The 16,848-nt window shown below is 41.5% G+C and carries 15 protein-coding genes; 13 read left to right on the plus strand and 2 right to left on the minus strand.

Annotation, left to right across the window (positions count from 1 at the left end; genetic code table 11):
- Nucleotides 1-40: 40 nt before the first annotated feature.
- The 10 genes from MZHIL_RS08290 to MZHIL_RS10395 all read left to right on the plus strand — a co-directional run bounded on the left by MZHIL_RS08290 (nucleotide 41) and on the right by MZHIL_RS10395 (nucleotide 11,452).
- The gene (locus tag MZHIL_RS08290; protein WP_048815558.1) at nucleotides 41-247 is read left to right on the plus strand and encodes a hypothetical protein; all 207 of its coding nucleotides are present in this window, start codon (nucleotides 41-43) and stop codon (nucleotides 245-247) included.
- A gap of 127 nt (nucleotides 248-374) precedes the next feature.
- Nucleotides 375-548 carry a hypothetical protein gene (locus tag MZHIL_RS10915; protein WP_157209715.1) on the plus strand — a complete coding sequence of 58 codons (174 nt, stop codon included), beginning with the start codon at nucleotides 375-377 and terminating at the stop codon, nucleotides 546-548.
- A gap of 212 nt (nucleotides 549-760) precedes the next feature.
- Nucleotides 761-1,534, plus strand: coding sequence for a glycosyltransferase family 2 protein (locus MZHIL_RS08300; protein WP_013898922.1), 774 nt, complete (start codon nucleotides 761-763; stop codon nucleotides 1,532-1,534).
- Nucleotides 1,535-1,554: 20 nt separating this feature from the next.
- A complete protein-coding gene (locus MZHIL_RS08305; protein ID WP_013898923.1) occupies nucleotides 1,555-2,700 on the plus strand; it encodes a glycosyltransferase in 1,146 nt (381 codons plus the stop codon).
- A gap of 243 nt (nucleotides 2,701-2,943) precedes the next feature.
- On the plus strand, nucleotides 2,944-5,451 hold the full coding sequence (locus MZHIL_RS08310; protein WP_013898924.1) for an oligosaccharyl transferase, archaeosortase A system-associated: 2,508 nt from the start codon (nucleotides 2,944-2,946) through the stop codon (nucleotides 5,449-5,451).
- An 85-nt stretch (nucleotides 5,452-5,536) separates the two neighbouring features.
- Nucleotides 5,537-6,745, plus strand: coding sequence for a bifunctional sugar-1-phosphate nucleotidylyltransferase/acetyltransferase (gene glmU / locus MZHIL_RS08315; RefSeq protein ID WP_013898925.1), 1,209 nt, complete (start codon nucleotides 5,537-5,539; stop codon nucleotides 6,743-6,745).
- A 12-nt stretch (nucleotides 6,746-6,757) separates the two neighbouring features.
- Entirely contained in the window at nucleotides 6,758-8,602 is a 1,845-nt protein-coding gene (gene glmS, locus MZHIL_RS08320; RefSeq protein WP_013898926.1) for a glutamine--fructose-6-phosphate transaminase (isomerizing), read from the plus strand.
- A 14-nt stretch (nucleotides 8,603-8,616) separates the two neighbouring features.
- Nucleotides 8,617-9,918, plus strand: a complete 1,302-nt coding sequence (glmM, locus tag MZHIL_RS08325) for a phosphoglucosamine mutase (protein ID WP_013898927.1) — start codon at nucleotides 8,617-8,619, stop codon at nucleotides 9,916-9,918.
- Nucleotides 9,915-11,117: a bifunctional sugar-1-phosphate nucleotidylyltransferase/acetyltransferase gene (gene glmU, locus MZHIL_RS08330; RefSeq protein WP_013898928.1), complete on the plus strand. Its 1,203-nt coding sequence runs from the start codon at nucleotides 9,915-9,917 to the stop codon at nucleotides 11,115-11,117. Before glmM ends, glmU (MZHIL_RS08330) begins: the two co-directional genes overlap by 4 nt.
- A 179-nt stretch (nucleotides 11,118-11,296) precedes the next feature.
- Entirely contained in the window at nucleotides 11,297-11,452 is a 156-nt protein-coding gene (locus MZHIL_RS10395) for a DUF1328 family protein (RefSeq protein ID WP_013898929.1), read from the plus strand.
- A 1-nt stretch (nucleotide 11,453) separates the two neighbouring features.
- On the opposite strand, the gene MZHIL_RS08340 is transcribed toward MZHIL_RS10395, so the two are convergent.
- Nucleotides 11,454-12,731 carry an ATP-binding protein gene (locus MZHIL_RS08340; RefSeq protein ID WP_013898930.1) on the minus strand — a complete coding sequence of 426 codons (1,278 nt, stop codon included), beginning with the start codon at nucleotides 12,729-12,731 and terminating at the stop codon, nucleotides 11,454-11,456.
- A gap of 145 nt (nucleotides 12,732-12,876) precedes the next feature.
- Here MZHIL_RS08340 and hacB point away from each other — a divergent pair, with 145 nt between their 5' ends.
- The 3 genes from hacB to MZHIL_RS08355 are packed head-to-tail and all read left to right on the plus strand — an operon-like array spanning nucleotide 12,877 to nucleotide 15,177.
- Nucleotides 12,877-13,359, plus strand: a complete 483-nt coding sequence (hacB, locus tag MZHIL_RS08345; protein ID WP_013898931.1) for a homoaconitase small subunit — start codon at nucleotides 12,877-12,879, stop codon at nucleotides 13,357-13,359.
- The gene (locus MZHIL_RS08350) at nucleotides 13,356-14,201 is read left to right on the plus strand and encodes a DUF7714 family protein (RefSeq protein ID WP_013898932.1); all 846 of its coding nucleotides are present in this window, start codon (nucleotides 13,356-13,358) and stop codon (nucleotides 14,199-14,201) included. The genes hacB and MZHIL_RS08350 overlap by 4 nt, the downstream gene beginning before the upstream one ends.
- On the plus strand, nucleotides 14,179-15,177 hold the full coding sequence (locus tag MZHIL_RS08355) for an isocitrate/isopropylmalate dehydrogenase family protein (RefSeq protein WP_013898933.1): 999 nt from the start codon (nucleotides 14,179-14,181) through the stop codon (nucleotides 15,175-15,177). Before MZHIL_RS08350 ends, MZHIL_RS08355 begins: the two co-directional genes overlap by 23 nt.
- Nucleotides 15,178-15,179: 2 nt before the next feature.
- Here MZHIL_RS08355 and flaJ read toward each other — a convergent pair whose 3' ends face one another.
- Entirely contained in the window at nucleotides 15,180-16,838 is a 1,659-nt protein-coding gene (gene flaJ, locus MZHIL_RS08360) for an archaellar assembly protein FlaJ (RefSeq protein ID WP_013898934.1), read from the minus strand.
- Nucleotides 16,839-16,848 lie beyond the last annotated feature (10 nt).

Below are 16,848 nucleotides of genomic sequence, written 5' to 3' on the forward strand. Positions count from 1 at the left end.
AACTGCATGGAGAAGATTAAGTCGGTAGTCAGAAGAAGGAGTGTGGAGTCGAATTATAGTAGCTCTTAGAGATTCAACTTGCCAGAAAGGTAAGTTCTCACTTGAAGCGGTTTGTGTTGACAGTAGCTTCATTGAAACTAAAAAAAGGGAGAGGGAACAGCTTACAATGGATATAAAAAGAGAAAAAGGCATAAAGGTCTATGTCTGCGTTACCTGTGAAGATTTTCCTCTTGCAATTATCATTTAACTAGGAATGAACATGATATTAAAAGGTTCATTGAAGTAATGGATAGCATTAAGATAAAATCCAGTAGAAGACCAAGAACAAAACCACTTGAAGTTCTTGCAGATTCTGCATATGACAACAAAGATTCATCAAGAATTTCCATGAGGCAAGGGTTAAGGATGAGTCTAAAGTGGTTGTCTGGGGGACCGAAGCACAAAAGCGTGAATTCCGTCATGTTAAGGATAGAGGAGATACATGTATATATCGGATGGAGAATATGACGCAGCTGATTTTGAAGATTTGTAAATATCGGCATAAGTAAAAATTTTTTAATAAAAGAACAGGTTGAATTAATACAAAATGTGGTAGGATACAAAAACGAAATTATGTTTTATACATCAAAACCATATGGTACTCTACAAAAACTGTTGGATGTTACAAAACTCCATAACCTGGGCTGGAGGGAAAAAGTACAAATGAAAGATGAGATCAAGCAGATATATGAATCATAAATTGCAATTTAGAATAAAGTAAATGGAGGAGGCAAACATAAATAATCAAAAGCCGGTTGTATCGGTTATAACTGCCTGTCTAAACAGCGATCAATATATAGAAGATACAATAGAAAGTGTGATCAAACAGACTTATCCAAATATAGAATATGTGATCATAGATGGCGGTTCCACGGATAATACGCTAAACATCATCAAAAAGTATGATAACCAAATTGCAAACTGGATAAGTGAACCTGACAATGGTGTATACGATGCAATGAACAAGGGTATTGTTCACTCCACTGGAGAAATAATCTATTTTTTAAACGCAGGCGATTATCTATACGACAATGAGATTATAGAAAAGATTGTAAATGAATTTTTAGATGAATCGGTACTTGCAGTTTATGGTAATGTAGAAGTAATCAATTATGAAAAAAATAAGAAAAGTATTCGAGGATGCAAGGTCACCTACAACAACTTATTATATAGAAGGGTATGTCATCAGGCACTATTTGTAAGAAGATCTCTTTTTGATGAAATGGGTCTTTTTTCCACATCCTTCAAGCTTTCATCTGATCATGAATTTATAATTAAATGCATTAAAAAATATAGTGACAATTTTCTTTATCTAGACAAAATCATTGCAAAGTACAGGGATGACGGAATGAGTTGTAAGATGATGGAAAAAACCAAGATTGAAGACTTGAAGATCATTTCATCAAACTACAATATATTCAAATTTTTATTAGGAAGCGCAGTCTGTGGTTATGTCATACTGAAATACAAAATACCGCAGGTTTTAAATCAATAAATCGATGATAAGAATTTGCAATGAACATTTTAGTGATACCCACCACAGATTGGATCAGGCATCCTGTTCCAAATAGACTCAATTTTATTTTCGATATACTTGCTGAGAATCATAACGTACATGTGGCTCATTTCACATTAAAAAAATTTCATCAGGAAAAAGAAAGGAACACTAGATGTATACTCCATAATTTAACTACTGTCGATGTCGATGACCCGTCTTCTTATTATTTGATAAATAGTTTAACACATCTGGTTAAACTTAGAAATATAATCAAAATGGAAAAAATAGATGTAATTGTGTCGGCCAATATTTTACCGGCATTTGCCGTTAATTTCATCAAAGGAGACTTACCTTTAGTTTTTGATTATCTGGATCATTATGAAGAGTCTGCTGCAACTTATTATCCAAATTCATTTTTTGGAAAAATAGTTAAAACGGGTGTTAAATCAATCATTCATTATAATCTAAAAAAATCAAATTCTGTAATTACTGTTACAGAAGAATTCAAACAGTTTTTGCATTCTATAGGTGTGAAAGATGTACATGTTATTCCAAATGGTGTAGACACAACTATGTTTAAACAAATATCCACAGAAGTTGCTAAGAAAGACCTGGGACTGGACGGAATAGTTATAGGATATGTTGGATCCCTGGAATACTGGGTAGATCTAGAGACTGTCATTAAAGCTTTACCAGAGTTGGATGTTAAGCTATTGGTGGTTGGCCCAGGGCTTTTCACCGACTATGGTGAAATGATTAAAGAGCTTGCTGATAAGTTAGGAGTATTAGATAAAATCACTTTCACAGGAAGAGTAGAATATCATGATCTTTATAAATATATTTCTGCTATGGACCTTGGTTTGAATCCTTTAAAACACGTGAAAAAAAACGAAATCACTGTTGGGGGGAAAATATTCAATTATCTAGCATGTGGAAAGCCTGTTTTATCAAGCAGAATGATTGCTCTGGAAACTTTGATGGATGATGACCTCTACTATTATGACGATCTAAAAAGTTTTATCAATATGACTAATAAAATTCTAAGTCAAATTCATGATGGTAGCAAATATATGCAAATAGCCAGAGATTTTGACTGGAAAAATATTGCAAATGAATATGAAGATGTTATTCAAAAAGTATTGCATGAATCCAATCAAACGTGACTCTAGTATTGCACTGGTTTCCAAAATATAAATACTACTTTTCCTGATTATAGTTTGAAGGCAGTAAATGGAGTTTGATGAATCACTGATGAACATTGAAAATACATGATTCTACAAAAGAATTTATATTAATAGTACTTTTAAGGTCATTGAAGACTTATAATAATATATTTTTAACATTAATGAGTTCAGAACAAACCTGATGATAGAGGGATTCGTTCCCATAATGTGGGTGAGCACAACATGACGGACCTTGAAAAAAATAGCGTTGTTAAGAATCGAATAAAAAGTAGTTTACCCTATTTTTTTGGAGTATTAATTTCTATTTTAATAGCAATTTATATCAGAATTATACCAGCAGAATTCGTATTTGTAGGAGATTTTGTTAGATTTGGTGGAAATGATCCATGGTATTATTTACGTATTATAGAAAATGTGGCTTACAACTTTCCACAGTATCTGGCATTTGATGCATATACAAATTATCCATTTGGAACCGAACAACACTGGGCACCCCTCTATGCAATGATACTGGTTACCGTAGTCATGATTATTGGATTGGGAAATCCCAGTCCTGAACTGTTACATACAGCAGCTGCATATTATCCTGCAGTTCTTGGAGGACTTGTTGCAATTCCTACCTATTATGCTGCTAAATGGGCATTCAATGATCGCAGGGTTGGAGTTTTTGCGGCCTTTTTGATTGCAATCGTTCCCGGTCAGTTTCTTTCAAGATCAATGATAGGTTTTAATGATCATCATGTAGCTGAAGTTTTATTCAGTACATTTGTTGCAGCATTTTTGATTATGGCACTGATTAAATCCCGTAAATACAATATTGATATTAACACATTCAAAAATAAAGAACTTGGTAAAATCAAACCATTTATGGCCTATGTGATAATTACAGGGATTGCACTGGCAGCCTATATGCTAGCATGGCAGGGAGGAGTATTTTTTGCATTTGTACTTGGAGTTTACTTCGTCATACAGCACCTAATTGACCATATGCATGAAAGACGAACCGAATATCTAGCAATTGCAGGTGTAGTCATATTTGGAATTGCGCTTATTGCAGTACTTTCATCCCCTGTCATTGGAGGATTTGGTAAAACACTCCACATACGAGGACTTATCAGTGGGATTGTAATTTTACCAATTTTGACAGGCCTCTCAATCCTATTTAATTCAAAAGACCTGAAGAAATATTATTATCCCCTGTTTCTTGGAATTCTTTTTGCGGCAGTAGTGGTATTCTCTAAATTTTTTATCTCACCGGTATATGATATGATAGTAAGGGTTTCGGCATTTTTCCTTACCAGTGGCGGAGCAGCAACCATTGCAGAAGCATCTCCTCTCCTTGTAAGAGGTGGGGAGATCACACTTATGCCTCTATGGTACAGCTTTGGTGCACTGGGAATTGTATCATTTTTTGTGTTGATATATCTTGCATACACTGCCATAACTCAAAAAAACACTCAGGAAAAGACATTTCTTATCGTCTGGTCACTTGTCATGATCTGGGCAATGCTCCAGCAGAACAGGTTCACATACTATTATGCAGTCAATGCTGCAATACTGTCATCCTTTGCAGGAATAATGGTGCTCAACTGGGCAGGATGGCCGCAGCTGATCAATAATCTGAAAAACAGGAAAAATGCTGCACCTGCAGATAATCCAAAGCCGGAAAAGAAGAAAAAGAGCAAGGCCAAGGCAAAGAAAGCTGATACCGATAACCAGAAACCAAATATCTGGCATGTTGCAAGTGTTGTTCTGGTTCTGCTGGTTCTTGTGTATCCTGCAGGATCGATTGCACTTGAGCAGGCATCCAGAGGAACAGGTGGACCTGGAGGACAGTGGATTGATGCAATGGAATGGCTGAGATATCATACACCTGATACAGGTGTTGATTATCTTGAGAGTTATGAAATACCTGAAGACGGCATCTATGACTATCCAGATACAGCATATGGTGTGATGTCATGGTGGGATTATGGACACTGGATAACAGCTATTGGTCACAGAATACCCCATGCTAATCCATTCCAGCAAGGGGCTGTAACAGCAGGTGAGTTCTTCACTGCTCCTTCAGAAGAAGCTGCTACAGAGAAACTCTATGATATACATCCTGACCCGGATAAAGCTGCTGCCAGGTATGTGATTTCGGATATTGAGATGGCAACCGGTAAGTTCCATGCAATGGCTGCATGGACGGGGGATACTGATGGGTACTATGTACCAATCCAGACCGATGTAGGCCAGCAGATGGTGCCAAGCCAGAGATATTACAATTCAATGGAAGCACGACTGCATATCTTTGATGCTGATGGTATGGAGAGGTACAGGATGGTGTATGAGTCTCCTCAGGGTAGATCGCAGGAAGTTGGATACAAGTACATCTACAATGTGGTCTATGGTGGAAATGTTCCTGAAGAGGATACAGGGTATGTGAAGATCTTTGAGTTTGTTGAGGGTGCGACCATTACAGGTGAAGCGCCTGAGGGAACTGAGGTTACTATCAGCAATACCATCAGGACCAATCAGTACAGAGAATTCAGTTACTCCCAGACCATGACCTCGGATGGTACCTTCTCGTTCACTGTACCGTATTCCACAACCGGACCAATTGATGGTGAAACTCAGTTTGAGACAATGCCACGTGGTCCATACATCATCAGCTTTGATGATACTCAGATTGAGGTGGATGTGAGTGAGAGAGATGTGCTGGATGGTACAACCATTGAAATATGATTTCGCACCTGAGGGTGCGATAACCTTCTTTTATCTCGGGGATATAAAGAAAAATTATAAATCAGTACACTACTGATTATCAGACATGAAAGCAGTGATTCTTGCGGGTGGTGAAGGGCTAAGGTGCAGGCCGCTTACCCTTACGCGTTCCAAGGTGATGTTGCCTGTAGCAAACAGGCCAATACTTGAGCATGTGATACATGCGCTTGAAAAAAATGGAATTAAGGATATTGTTCTTGTTGTTGGATACGAGAAAGAGCGTATCATGGATTATTTTGAAGATGGGGTAAGTCTTGGTGTCAGTATTACATATAAAGAGCAGAAAACACAGCTTGGAACTGCCCATGCAATAAATCAGGCTGCTGAATATCTAAAAAATGAATCCGAGTTCCTTGTCCTGAATGGGGATAATATCATTGAACCTGAAACAATCAAAGATATCATTGACGGACATAGCGGGGATGCCACCATACTGGCATCAAAGATGCAAAACATCAGCAAGTATGGGGTTATAGTCTCACAGGACAGCAGGATAAAACAGATTATAGAAAAACCCAGTACCCAGATCAGTCACCTGGTAAATACTGGAATATATGTATTCAGCAGTGCAGTTTTTGAATTTATAGAGCATACACCCATCTCAGAAAAGGGAGAATATGCAATAACTGATACCATTCAGCTGATGGTGGACAGTGGCATGGATGTAAATTATGTGACAACCGGTGCCAGGTGGATGGATGCAGTCTATGTCTGGGATCTGATAAGGGTAAATGCCACTGTTCTTGATACCTGCACTCCGTCAGAAACACCTGAGTTCCCAGGATCGACCATCCAGGGAAATGTGCATATCGGAAAGGATACAGTCATCTATCCAGGATGTCAGATCATCGGTCCTGTAATGATTGGAAATGGCTGTGAGATCGGGCCAAATACAGTGATCCTTCCCTCCACAACAATAGGTGATAACTGTTCTGTAGGATCGTTTACCCAGATACAGAACAGCATCATAATGCAGGATACCAGAATATCCTCACACGGTCATATATCCAATTCCATCATTGCAAGCGGCAACACTATCGGATCCCACTTCATCACCGAAGAGAAAGAGGATCTCAGGATTGAAATGAAGGGCAAGTTAAGACGCGCTGAGAAACTTGGAACTGTTATAGGAGATTATAATACCATAGGTCACAGGGTGCTTGTAAGGGCAGGTATAATGATATCAACAAACTGCCAGATCGAATCAGAAAACGTAATCTACAGGAAACTCACACCAGGCTCCACAGTACTCTGAAGGGAATTGAATATGTGCGGAATAGTAGGATATACAGGAAAAGAGCATGCAGAGAGTATACTTCTTGGATGTCTCAAAAAACTTGAATACAGGGGATATGATTCTGCAGGTATCAGTGTGACCAATGATTCAATCCATACATATAAAAAGGCCGGGGAGATCTGCGAACTGGAAAAAATAATTCCTGAAAATCTCAATTCAAAAACCGGGATAGGACACACCCGATGGGCAACACACGGTATTCCTGATACAGATAATGCACATCCGCACAATTCTGGAAATATTTCAGTGGTACACAACGGCATAATCGAAAATTATCAGACTCTCAAAGAAGAACTGTCAGCTCAATCATACATATTCATCTCAGAAACGGACAGTGAAGCAATAGCACACCTCATGCACAGAAATCTCTATGGTTCACCTGGATCCAAAACACCTGTAACCAATCCACTTGAAGCCCTCTGCACCACAGTACAGGAACTTGAAGGATCCTACGGCCTGGCAATTCTCTGTGAATGTGAACCAGACACCATCTTTGCAGCACGAATGGACAGCCCTATTGTTGTCGGTCTTGGAGAAGGTGAAAATTTTGCAGCATCTGATGTAACTGCAATAATTGACCAAACAAAAAGAGTAGTGTATCTTGAAGATGGTGAAATAGCAGTAATCAGACCTGATGAAGTGAATTTTTTTGATAAAAATGCTAAAATAGTACATAAAAACGAAACCATCATTGAATGGGATGCAGAAGCTGCAGAAAAAGCAGGCTATGACCATTTCATGTTAAAGGAAATACATGAACAGACAACCTCAATACAGAATGCCTTTGCAGGCAGGATATCAGAAATTGAAGGATCTGTAAAATTTGAAAACCTGAAACTTACCAGAAAAGATATTCAGAACATATCAAGAATACAGATAATCGCCTGTGGTACATCCTGGAATGCAGGACTTATGAGCAAATATCTTTTTGAGCAGCTCGCAGGCATTCATACAGATGTTGACATTGCCTCTGAGTTCAGGTACGGATATCCGGTCCTCTGTGGAGATACACTCACAGTTGCCATAACGCAGTCCGGAGAAACTGCAGACACACTTGCTGCAGTAAGAGGTGCAAAATCCTACGGGTGCAGAACCCTTGCAATCACAAATGTTGTAGGAAGTACAATAACGCGTGAGGTTAACGAAACGATCTATACACGTTCTGGACCTGAAATCGGAGTGGCTGCAACAAAAACTTTCACAGGACAGTTAATTGCACTCTATCTTCTTGCACTGCACTCTGGAAGAATGAGGGGAAATATAGGTCATGAAGATATGAAAAATATACTCATCTCCTTAAAAAAAATACCAGGACAGGTACAGAGAATACTCAATAACAGGGACAAGGTCCACAGGTGTGCGTCCATGTTCTCAGACACGGACAGCTACTTCTTTATTGGCAGGTACCTGAACTATCCTGTAGCCCTTGAAGCTGCACTCAAGCTTAAGGAAATATCATACATCTATGCAGAAGGCTATGCTGCAGGTGAGTTAAAGCACGGACCCCTTGCACTGATCAAAGAGGGTACACCGGTTGTGGCTATTGCAACCGGTGGCCATACATACAGCAAAATGCTGAACAATATCAAGGAGATCAAGGCAAGAGGTGCCACGGTAATTGCAATTGCTGATGAGGATGACCAGGAAATACAGAAATATGCAGATATCATAATTCCTGTTCCAAAAACCCATGAATTGCTCTCTCCGGTCCTTTCAACCATAATTCTGCAGCTTCTGGCATATTATACAGCCCTTGAACGCGGCTGTTCAATAGACAAACCCAGAAACCTTGCAAAAAGCGTAACAGTAGAATAAAGGAACTTGAGAATATGAAATTGTTCGGATCATCTGGTATACGCGGAATTGCTAATGAAGAAGTCACTGTAGACCTTGCCCTGAAAGTTGGGATGACTCTGGGAAACCGGAACACAACTGCAGTTATTGGCAGAGATCCCAGGATATCAGGAGAAATGATAGAAAATTCCATCATCTCCGGACTTGCCTCAGCAGGGTGTGAGGTATACAGAACCGGTGTAGTCACCACTCCCACACTGGCATATGCTGCCAGAAAATTTGACTGCGGAGTCATGGTCACAGCATCCCACAATCCTGCAGAGTATATAGGTATCAAGCTCTGGAATCCTGATGGAATGGCCTTTGATTCAAAACAGCAGAATGAAATTGAATCTGATATCAAGAACAGCAACTTAAAACAGGTTGGCTGGAACAGTATAGGCCAGGTAACTGATTTACCCAATGTCATCAGATCCCACTCTGATATTATTCTCAAAAATGCAGGAGTCTCCCAGCGAAAAATCGTGGTTGATCCAGGATGTGGACCGGGTGGACTTATAACACCCCATATATTGAGAAAAATGGGGTGTGAGGTCATAACCATCAATTCACAGATAGACGGAACTTTTCCTGCAAGAAATCCTGAACCCAGTGATAAAAACCTTCATCTGTTAAAAACTGCAGTCAAACAGTTCAATGCAGATGCAGGAATTGCACATGACGGTGATGCAGATAGAATGATGGTAGTGGATGACAATGGTGACTTTGTACCAGGTGATGAACTGCTGGCAATTTTTGGACAAAACGAATGCAATAAAGGTGACACCATTGCAGTTCCTGTAGATACATCAATGACAGTCGATGATGCACTGGAAAGCATAAACATAATAAGAACAAGAGTGGGCGATGTATACGTTGCTGAAGCAATTAAAAAATACAGGGCAGTATTTGGAGGAGAGCCTTCCGGTAGCTGGATATTTCCGAAATTAACATACTGTCCGGATGGGATATACGCTGCTGCAAAAATTGTTACACTGATAAATGACTCAAAACTTAGCGAAATACGCAGATCTCTGCCCAGATATCCGATTATAAGGAACACATTCGAATGCAGCAATGGAAAAAAAGAACATACTATGAATCTGATTAAGAAAAAAGCAGAACCCCTAGGCCAGGTCAGTCAGATAGACGGCATACGAATTGACATGGATAGCGGATGGCTGCTGATCAGGCCTTCAGGTACTGAACCAAAGATACGCATCACTGCCCAGTCAAGGAACAATGTAAAGGAAATATACAGTCTGGGAGAAGAAATTGTAAAAGAGGCTCTTTTATGAAAGCAGTAATTCTTGCAGCCGGTGAAGGAACTCGAATGCGCCCGCTTACCAGCTCCAGGCCAAAGGTCATGCTACCTGTTGCAAATAAACCAATAATTGAATACATTCTTGAATCTGCAATCAGTGCAGGTATAGAGCAGTTTGTGATAGTAACAGGATACTGCAGTCAGGTTATTGAAGATTATTTTAGGGATGGAAAGAAATGGGGAGCGTCCATTGAATACGTTCAGCAGGAAAAGGCCAGAGGAACTGCACATGCAATAGAACAGGCAAAAGGCCATGTTGATGCAAGATTTATTGTTCTAAATGGAGATATGATGGTTAGTTCAAAACATCTGAGAGATTTAATAAAATCAGATAAAGACACTGTTCTCTCAGTAAAAAGAGTGGAAAACCCATCGGATTATGGTATCATAAATATCGATAATAATCTGGTAACAGAAATTGTGGAAAAGCCAGAAAAGCCTGATTCAAACCTTGCAAATGCTGGAATTTACCTTTTTGATGAGAAGATATTCCAATATATTTCCATGACACCTCCATCCAGCAGGGGTGAAATTGAGATAACATCCACCCTGGAAATAATGCTCAATAAAGGACTTGAAATCGGATATCGGAAAATAAACGAAAACTGGATGGATATAGGCAGACCATGGGATCTTTTGAATGCAAATGAAATAATTCTGGACCATGTAAAAGAGCAGTGCCATGGTACTGTTGAACCAAACGCCACACTTCATGGCAGGGTCAGTATTGGTAAGGGTACAATCATAAGAAACGGTGCATATATTGTTGGCCCTGTAATCATAGGAGAAAACTGTGATATCGGACCCAACTGCTATATAAGGCCACACACCGCCATTGGTAACAGGGTACGGATAGGAAATGCAGTGGAGATTAAGAACAGTATTGTAATGGACAGTACCAATATCGGTCATCTCAGCTATGTAGGTGACAGCATCATTGGCACCGGCTGCAATTTTGGAGCAGGAACAAAGGTAGCAAACCTTCGCCATGATGGAAAAAATATCAAAGTTACCATCAAGGGACAAAAAATAGATTCCAGGCGCAGAAAACTTGGAGTGATCATGGGTGATAATGTCCATACAGCCATCAATACCAGTATAAATACAGGCACCATAATAGCCAGCGGCCAGTGGACAGAACCTGGCGAAGTTGTCAGATTCCTTAAGGAATAAAACATTTAAAAAGAGAGCAACTACAAAATTCCAATATCCTGCCAGCTGAATAACTCCCACCCCGCATCACCAGATGCGGCACAGTTGCAAAAAAAACTCACACTCCTGCATCATTCGAATTATACTTACGTACAGATTAATAATCCACGCTAACATATAGTTACAGGGGGTTAGAAAATATGGTGGATCTTATCGGACTGGCAATTCTGTTCCTGGTACTGGCTTTTGTATTCTATGTCCTGGGAGCACGGGGGATTGCAGGGTTTTCCATGCAGATAGCAAAATGGCTTGTAATCATCTTCATAATACTTGCGATAATAGCGTTCTTATTATAACCTACTCCAGAAGCCATTTCCAGACAGGCCTGACCGAAATGGTCATGCCGTCCTTTTCAATCGTATCCTGGGTATTGTCTGTCAGGATCAGGCCATGGTTCAGGTTATATTCAGTCATTGCTGAAATCAGACCCTGTATCTCACGCTTCTCATTTGAAACGTTCAGCTCTGAGGTGACCTGTATCGCACCGGTTACCCGTTTATTCTCCACGGTCACAAAATCACATTCACCTGAATTCCTGTGGTAGTAGACATCCAGATCTCTTCTCTTAAGTTCCATGAACACAATATTCTCAAGCAGTCTGCCGTAATTCTCTGAAAAGCTGAAAGAAACAGAATTCACAAGACCTGTATCAATGCAGTATACTTTCCTGGGATTCTGGATCTGTTTTTTAACCGAATAATCAAACCTGCTGAGGGTATGGATGAGGTAGGACTCCTCTGCATATCCCAGATATTCCTTCACAGTATCTGCAGATATGCCAAGAGCCTTTGACATGGAATTATAGGAAAACGGTTTGCCTATATTGGATATTATGAAATACAGCAGATCTGCAAGATCCCTGTTATCCCGCAATCTGTGTGGAAAGATTATATCCTTGAGGTATATTGTTTCATAATAGTTTTTCAGCAACTCCTCTTTTATATGTACATCTTCCTCCAGTGCAATCCTTGGAAAAGCACCAAACCTGAGATAATTCCTGAACTCATGCTTTTTTTCAGCCGAGGTTATCCTTTCCAGACCCTTAAAGTCCAGGTATTCCCTGAATGTCAGAGGGTATACTGTATTTATCAGGTATCTGCCGGACAGTCTTGTGATGGTTTTTCTCCTGAGAAGTCCTGAAGTGGAGCCTGTCAGAATAAATTTTAGCCGTTTATCAGTATCATAGAGACTTTTCAGGGTCGTATCCCAGTAATCATAATTCTGTACCTCGTCAATGAATATATAGTACCTATCCTGCTTTGCTGAAGCCACATGATATTCAATTATATCCAGAAGCAGTGACGGATCAACGCCCCTGCTCTGCAGAATAGGCTCATCCAGATTCACGTACAGTATACATTCCCCGGGCACCTGCAGGGAATCAATTATCTGATACATCAGGGTTGATTTGCCTGTCCTCCTGGCACCCAGTATCAGCAGTATCTCCTCAGTATCAGCATACTTTAAGAGATAGGGATAATATTTAAGACGCGCAATGCCCCTGTCATACTCCTTTCCAAACCACCATGGATTCTGTCTCTCAAGAACCTCAATCAGCTTCTGGTCCATGGTCATTATATATGAACCTGCGCCAACATAAAACCATCGACTATACTCGACAATTTATGCAAAAATCATCGAACATACCCGATGGTTCACACCGGAATGATCATCGGTACATACATATATTAAAAAACATAACTCAAAGCAGGTGAAATTGATGGATATAATCAGAGGACGTGCCTGGAAATACGGGAACAATATTGATACAGATGTAATCATTCCAGGCAAATATCTCAGAACCACTGACATGCAGGTATTTGCAGATCATGCAATGGAAGGAATTGATCCGCAGTTTACAGAAAAGATCAGCAGAGGCGACCTGATAGTGGCAGGACATAACTTTGGCTGCGGATCATCAAGGGAACAGGCACCCCTGGCCCTGAAATACGCAGGGATCTCATGTGTGATAGCAAAATCATTTGGAAGAATATTCTTCAGAAACGCCATAAACGTGGGACTGCCTGTGGTGGAAGCTGATATAGAATGCAATGAAGGGGATATCATTGAGGTGGATCTTGAAAAGGGTCTGATAAAAACGCCTGAGAAAACCTATCAGTCAAACAGGCTCCCTGACTTCCTGCTGGAGATCCTCAAAGACGGTGGTCTTGTGGCACACAGGAAAAAGAAGGCAAAAAAATGATCTTTCCTGAAGAATACAAGCATGTGGGAGTATGCAGGACAGGAGATGACAGGACTGACAGGGTCTACTTTCTTAGCAGGTACCTGGTATGCCAGCACGACAGTGGCTGGAGACTGTACAGTGTCAGATCATCTGAAAAACCCATACTAACACACGTGGATTCCCTGGAACTGATTGCAGATACCCATGAGATTATCTGGTATGATGAAAAGCTCAATATAAAAAACAGAAGACTGCTGATAGAAACTGCAGCCCGGCTCTGCAGTGGAGAGATCACTACAGTAATCTTTACAGGAATTGACGAACATATAACATTTATCCACAGACCGGATACAGATTGTATAAGAACAATCCAGGTACTGGACATAGAACCACCCCTGCCCTGGCTTGCAGACTGTATCCGCAGACTTGATAACAGCGGCCTGTTCTCAGACCTTGAGATCAGGTTTGAGGAGAAGATCACAGACCTGCACCGGTTCCAGGGAAAAGATACAGTCTTTCCCTGCTGCTGCTCAGGACTTGAGGGACAGTTCCTGGACTCTGACCTCATTACCCGAAAAAAGGTTACACTGATCGGATGCGAGATCTCGGATTCCATATTCAGGTCAAGGTATCCGGATAAAGAGTACACAAGACGCAGTTTCTGTCCCTTCAGCTGTGACCTTGTAACACCTGACTCAGAGTTCATTGCCAGGTGCTGCAGGAAGGAGATGTGCGGGCCTGCAGTCATCAACGGGTACAGGGGCAGGGTGGTGCACTGGGGAGCAACAGAATATGAGATTGCAGAAGCTGTACGCGAACTTGCAATGGAGATGAACAATGAAAAGGATTGCAGTAATTGAAGGAGACGGTATCGGAAAGGAGGTCATACCCCAGGCACTCAAAGCCCTGGAAGCCCTTGATTTCAGGTTTGAGAGGGTTGACCTGGAAGTTGGATACGCACGCTGGGAGAGGACAGGTACAGCCATCTCAGATGAGGATATCGAAACCCTCAGGTCATGCGACTGCATACTATTTGGTGCCATCACAACCCCTGATGATCCGGATTATGAAAGTGTGGTACTGAAAATAAGAAAAGGGCTGGACCTCTATGCAAATGTCAGACCCATCCGGCCAATTGCAGCAATCTCAGGTGCAGTCGGTCACAAGAACTTTGATTTTGTAATTGTCAGGGAAAATACAGAGGGCCTGTACTCAGGAATCGAGGATATCGGGGACGACAGGGCATGTACAACCCGGGTGGTCACCAGGAAGGGTTCAGAAAGGATAGCACAGTATGCCTGCAAGCTTGCCACAGCCCGGCGAAAGCACCTGACCATCGTACACAAATCCAATGTACTCAAATCCGATAAACTGTTCCTGGACACATGCAGGCAGATTGCAGAGGAGGAGGGGATCACCTATGATGACAGGCTTGTGGACTCAATGGCATACAGCCTGATCGCAACACCCTGGAAATACGATGTGGTTGTCACAACCAACATGTTCGGGGATATCCTAAGTGACATGTCAGGTGCACTTGTTGGAAGCCTTGGCCTGCTTCCCAGTGCAAATATCGGGAACAGCCATGCATTCTTTGAACCGGTTCACGGCAGTGCTCCGGATATTGCAGGTGAGGGATATGCAAATCCGATTGCAGCCATACTCTCTGCAAAAATGATGCTGGAGTGGTGCAGGGAATTCAAAAAAGCATCACTCATCGAGGAAGCAATCAACCAGACCCTGTGTCGAAATATCAGGACACCTGATATCGGAGGCAACAGCACAACCACTGAATTCGGGGATGCTGTGGCTGAATATATCAGGGATTCATTCTGATATCAGGAGATTCCAAGCAGTGACTCTATACCAGCCTGGGTCACAACTGCACTGATCCCTGCAATCCAGACCATGATAACAAAGTTGGTAAGTGAATTCAGCATATGTCCGCCATCCACCACCTTTAGCAGCATGGCAGAGAACAGGGAATGTGCTACCATTATCAAAAGTACCAGTGCAGACAGCACCTCAATACTTCCAATATCAGTATATATCACCATACCCATGGACATCCCGGTTGGCATATCAATGGTATGGAACATATCCTGCATCAGCTTGACAACACCCAGTGAAATATACAGGGTAAAACCAATACCTGCAGTCAGGCCATAGAACACACCCACAAGACTGCTGGCAGACTGGAACCGTTTCTTTCTCAGATTGAGTATCTTATGGAAATTGACTGCTATCATATCACCTATTATCTCAGGCTTGCCTCCAAGATGGGTAGCCTCCACAAACATCACACTGAACCTCTTGATCAGGTTACTGCCGGTACCCTCTGCAAACAATTCCCATGACCTTATCTTATCAACTCTTGTGGTCAGTCGTCTAAACAGACCATTCACATCCTTTGTAAGCGGTCCAAAATCATGGATACGCAGTGATTTGAGTGCCTCATCAACAAGACCGCCCCTGGCACCTGCAGAACTTCCCAGGGACCGTATGAATGCAGGATAATTCTCATCACGCCTTCTGATACTCTTCTCGATCTTTGAACAGACCCTGCCTGTATATATGAGGGGGGTCAGGCACAGGGCAACTGCAATGGGCAGTTCAATATCGCCATGGATCAGTACAGCAATTGTCACCAGAATACATCCTGCCAGGGATATAGGAATCGAGCGGTAGAGCTTTACCCTGAAATCAGGGAGAACCTGTCCTGGCTTCTGCCAGATGGGATCCTTTGGAACCTTGCTGCGGGTAAACATTATCATCATAACATCAGTGCCAATGAAGGTTACAAGTACAATCAGCATAAGGACAACTGCATCCATACCCGTGATAACCGGCATGATAACAGCAAAGGATGCAAGAAAGATCAGTGACATCACAAGAGATACGAACATCTCCTTGATGATCTCCACAGAGTACATTGCACCATTGTACATTGACTCATACTCATTCATCACCACGTTCTGTTCCGAGAGCAAAAACTCCTTGATATCCTCTCCTGATTTCAGGCCATGGGCAAGTCTGTCAAGAAAATCCTCGAAAATGATTGAAGGTGTACGCTTGGCAATGAACCTGCAGCCATCTGCAAGGCTCATGTTCCAGATGGTGACCAGTTCATAGATCTTCCTGGTCTCATCTGCAAGATACCCATACTCCTCATTCTCAGAAACTATGCGTACAATATCCACCCTGGGAGTCTCTGCAGTTGCAATCGAACCCATCTGGGTAACATAGTAATGCATCTGGTTATCGATCTCAGAGCCCCTGCCCTGGGCAGAGGAGAGGGGATAATAGACTGCAAAAAGGATACACACCGCAGGAATCAGGGCAGGGATTATGTTTGCAGGACCACTGAACAGGTCAGGCAGTAAAAAGTAGAAAATAAACGCAAACAGAAATCCGAAAATAATGACCGGTACTGCAAAGCGCCTCACGTATGACCCTGGGTCCATATCAATTACATGAAACGCTCTTTTATAGTCCATTCAAAGACAC

This window comes from Methanosalsum zhilinae DSM 4017 (assembly GCF_000217995.1).
GTDB lineage: Archaea > Halobacteriota > Methanosarcinia > Methanosarcinales > Methanosarcinaceae > Methanosalsum > Methanosalsum zhilinae.

Bases quoted from the DNA above. Each gene is read 5' to 3' on its own strand.
- MZHIL_RS08300 (WP_013898922.1), top strand. From the start codon at position 761: ATGGAGGAGGCAAACATAAATAATCAAAAGCCGGTTGTATCGGTTATA.
- MZHIL_RS08305 (WP_013898923.1), top strand. From the start codon at position 1,555: ATGAACATTTTAGTGATACCCACCACAGATTGGATCAGGCATCCTGTT.
- MZHIL_RS08310 (WP_013898924.1), top strand. From the start codon at position 2,944: ATGACGGACCTTGAAAAAAATAGCGTTGTTAAGAATCGAATAAAAAGT.
- glmU (WP_013898925.1), top strand. From the start codon at position 5,537: ATGAAAGCAGTGATTCTTGCGGGTGGTGAAGGGCTAAGGTGCAGGCCG.
- glmS (WP_013898926.1), top strand. From the start codon at position 6,758: ATGTGCGGAATAGTAGGATATACAGGAAAAGAGCATGCAGAGAGTATA.
- glmM (WP_013898927.1), top strand. From the start codon at position 8,617: ATGAAATTGTTCGGATCATCTGGTATACGCGGAATTGCTAATGAAGAA.
- glmU (WP_013898928.1), top strand. From the start codon at position 9,915: ATGAAAGCAGTAATTCTTGCAGCCGGTGAAGGAACTCGAATGCGCCCG.
- MZHIL_RS10395 (WP_013898929.1), top strand. From the start codon at position 11,297: ATGGTGGATCTTATCGGACTGGCAATTCTGTTCCTGGTACTGGCTTTT.
- MZHIL_RS08340 (WP_013898930.1), bottom strand. From the start codon at position 12,731: ATGACCATGGACCAGAAGCTGATTGAGGTTCTTGAGAGACAGAATCCA.
- hacB (WP_013898931.1), top strand. From the start codon at position 12,877: ATGGATATAATCAGAGGACGTGCCTGGAAATACGGGAACAATATTGAT.
- MZHIL_RS08350 (WP_013898932.1), top strand. From the start codon at position 13,356: ATGATCTTTCCTGAAGAATACAAGCATGTGGGAGTATGCAGGACAGGA.
- MZHIL_RS08355 (WP_013898933.1), top strand. From the start codon at position 14,179: ATGAAAAGGATTGCAGTAATTGAAGGAGACGGTATCGGAAAGGAGGTC.
- flaJ (WP_013898934.1), bottom strand. From the start codon at position 16,838: ATGGACTATAAAAGAGCGTTTCATGTAATTGATATGGACCCAGGGTCA.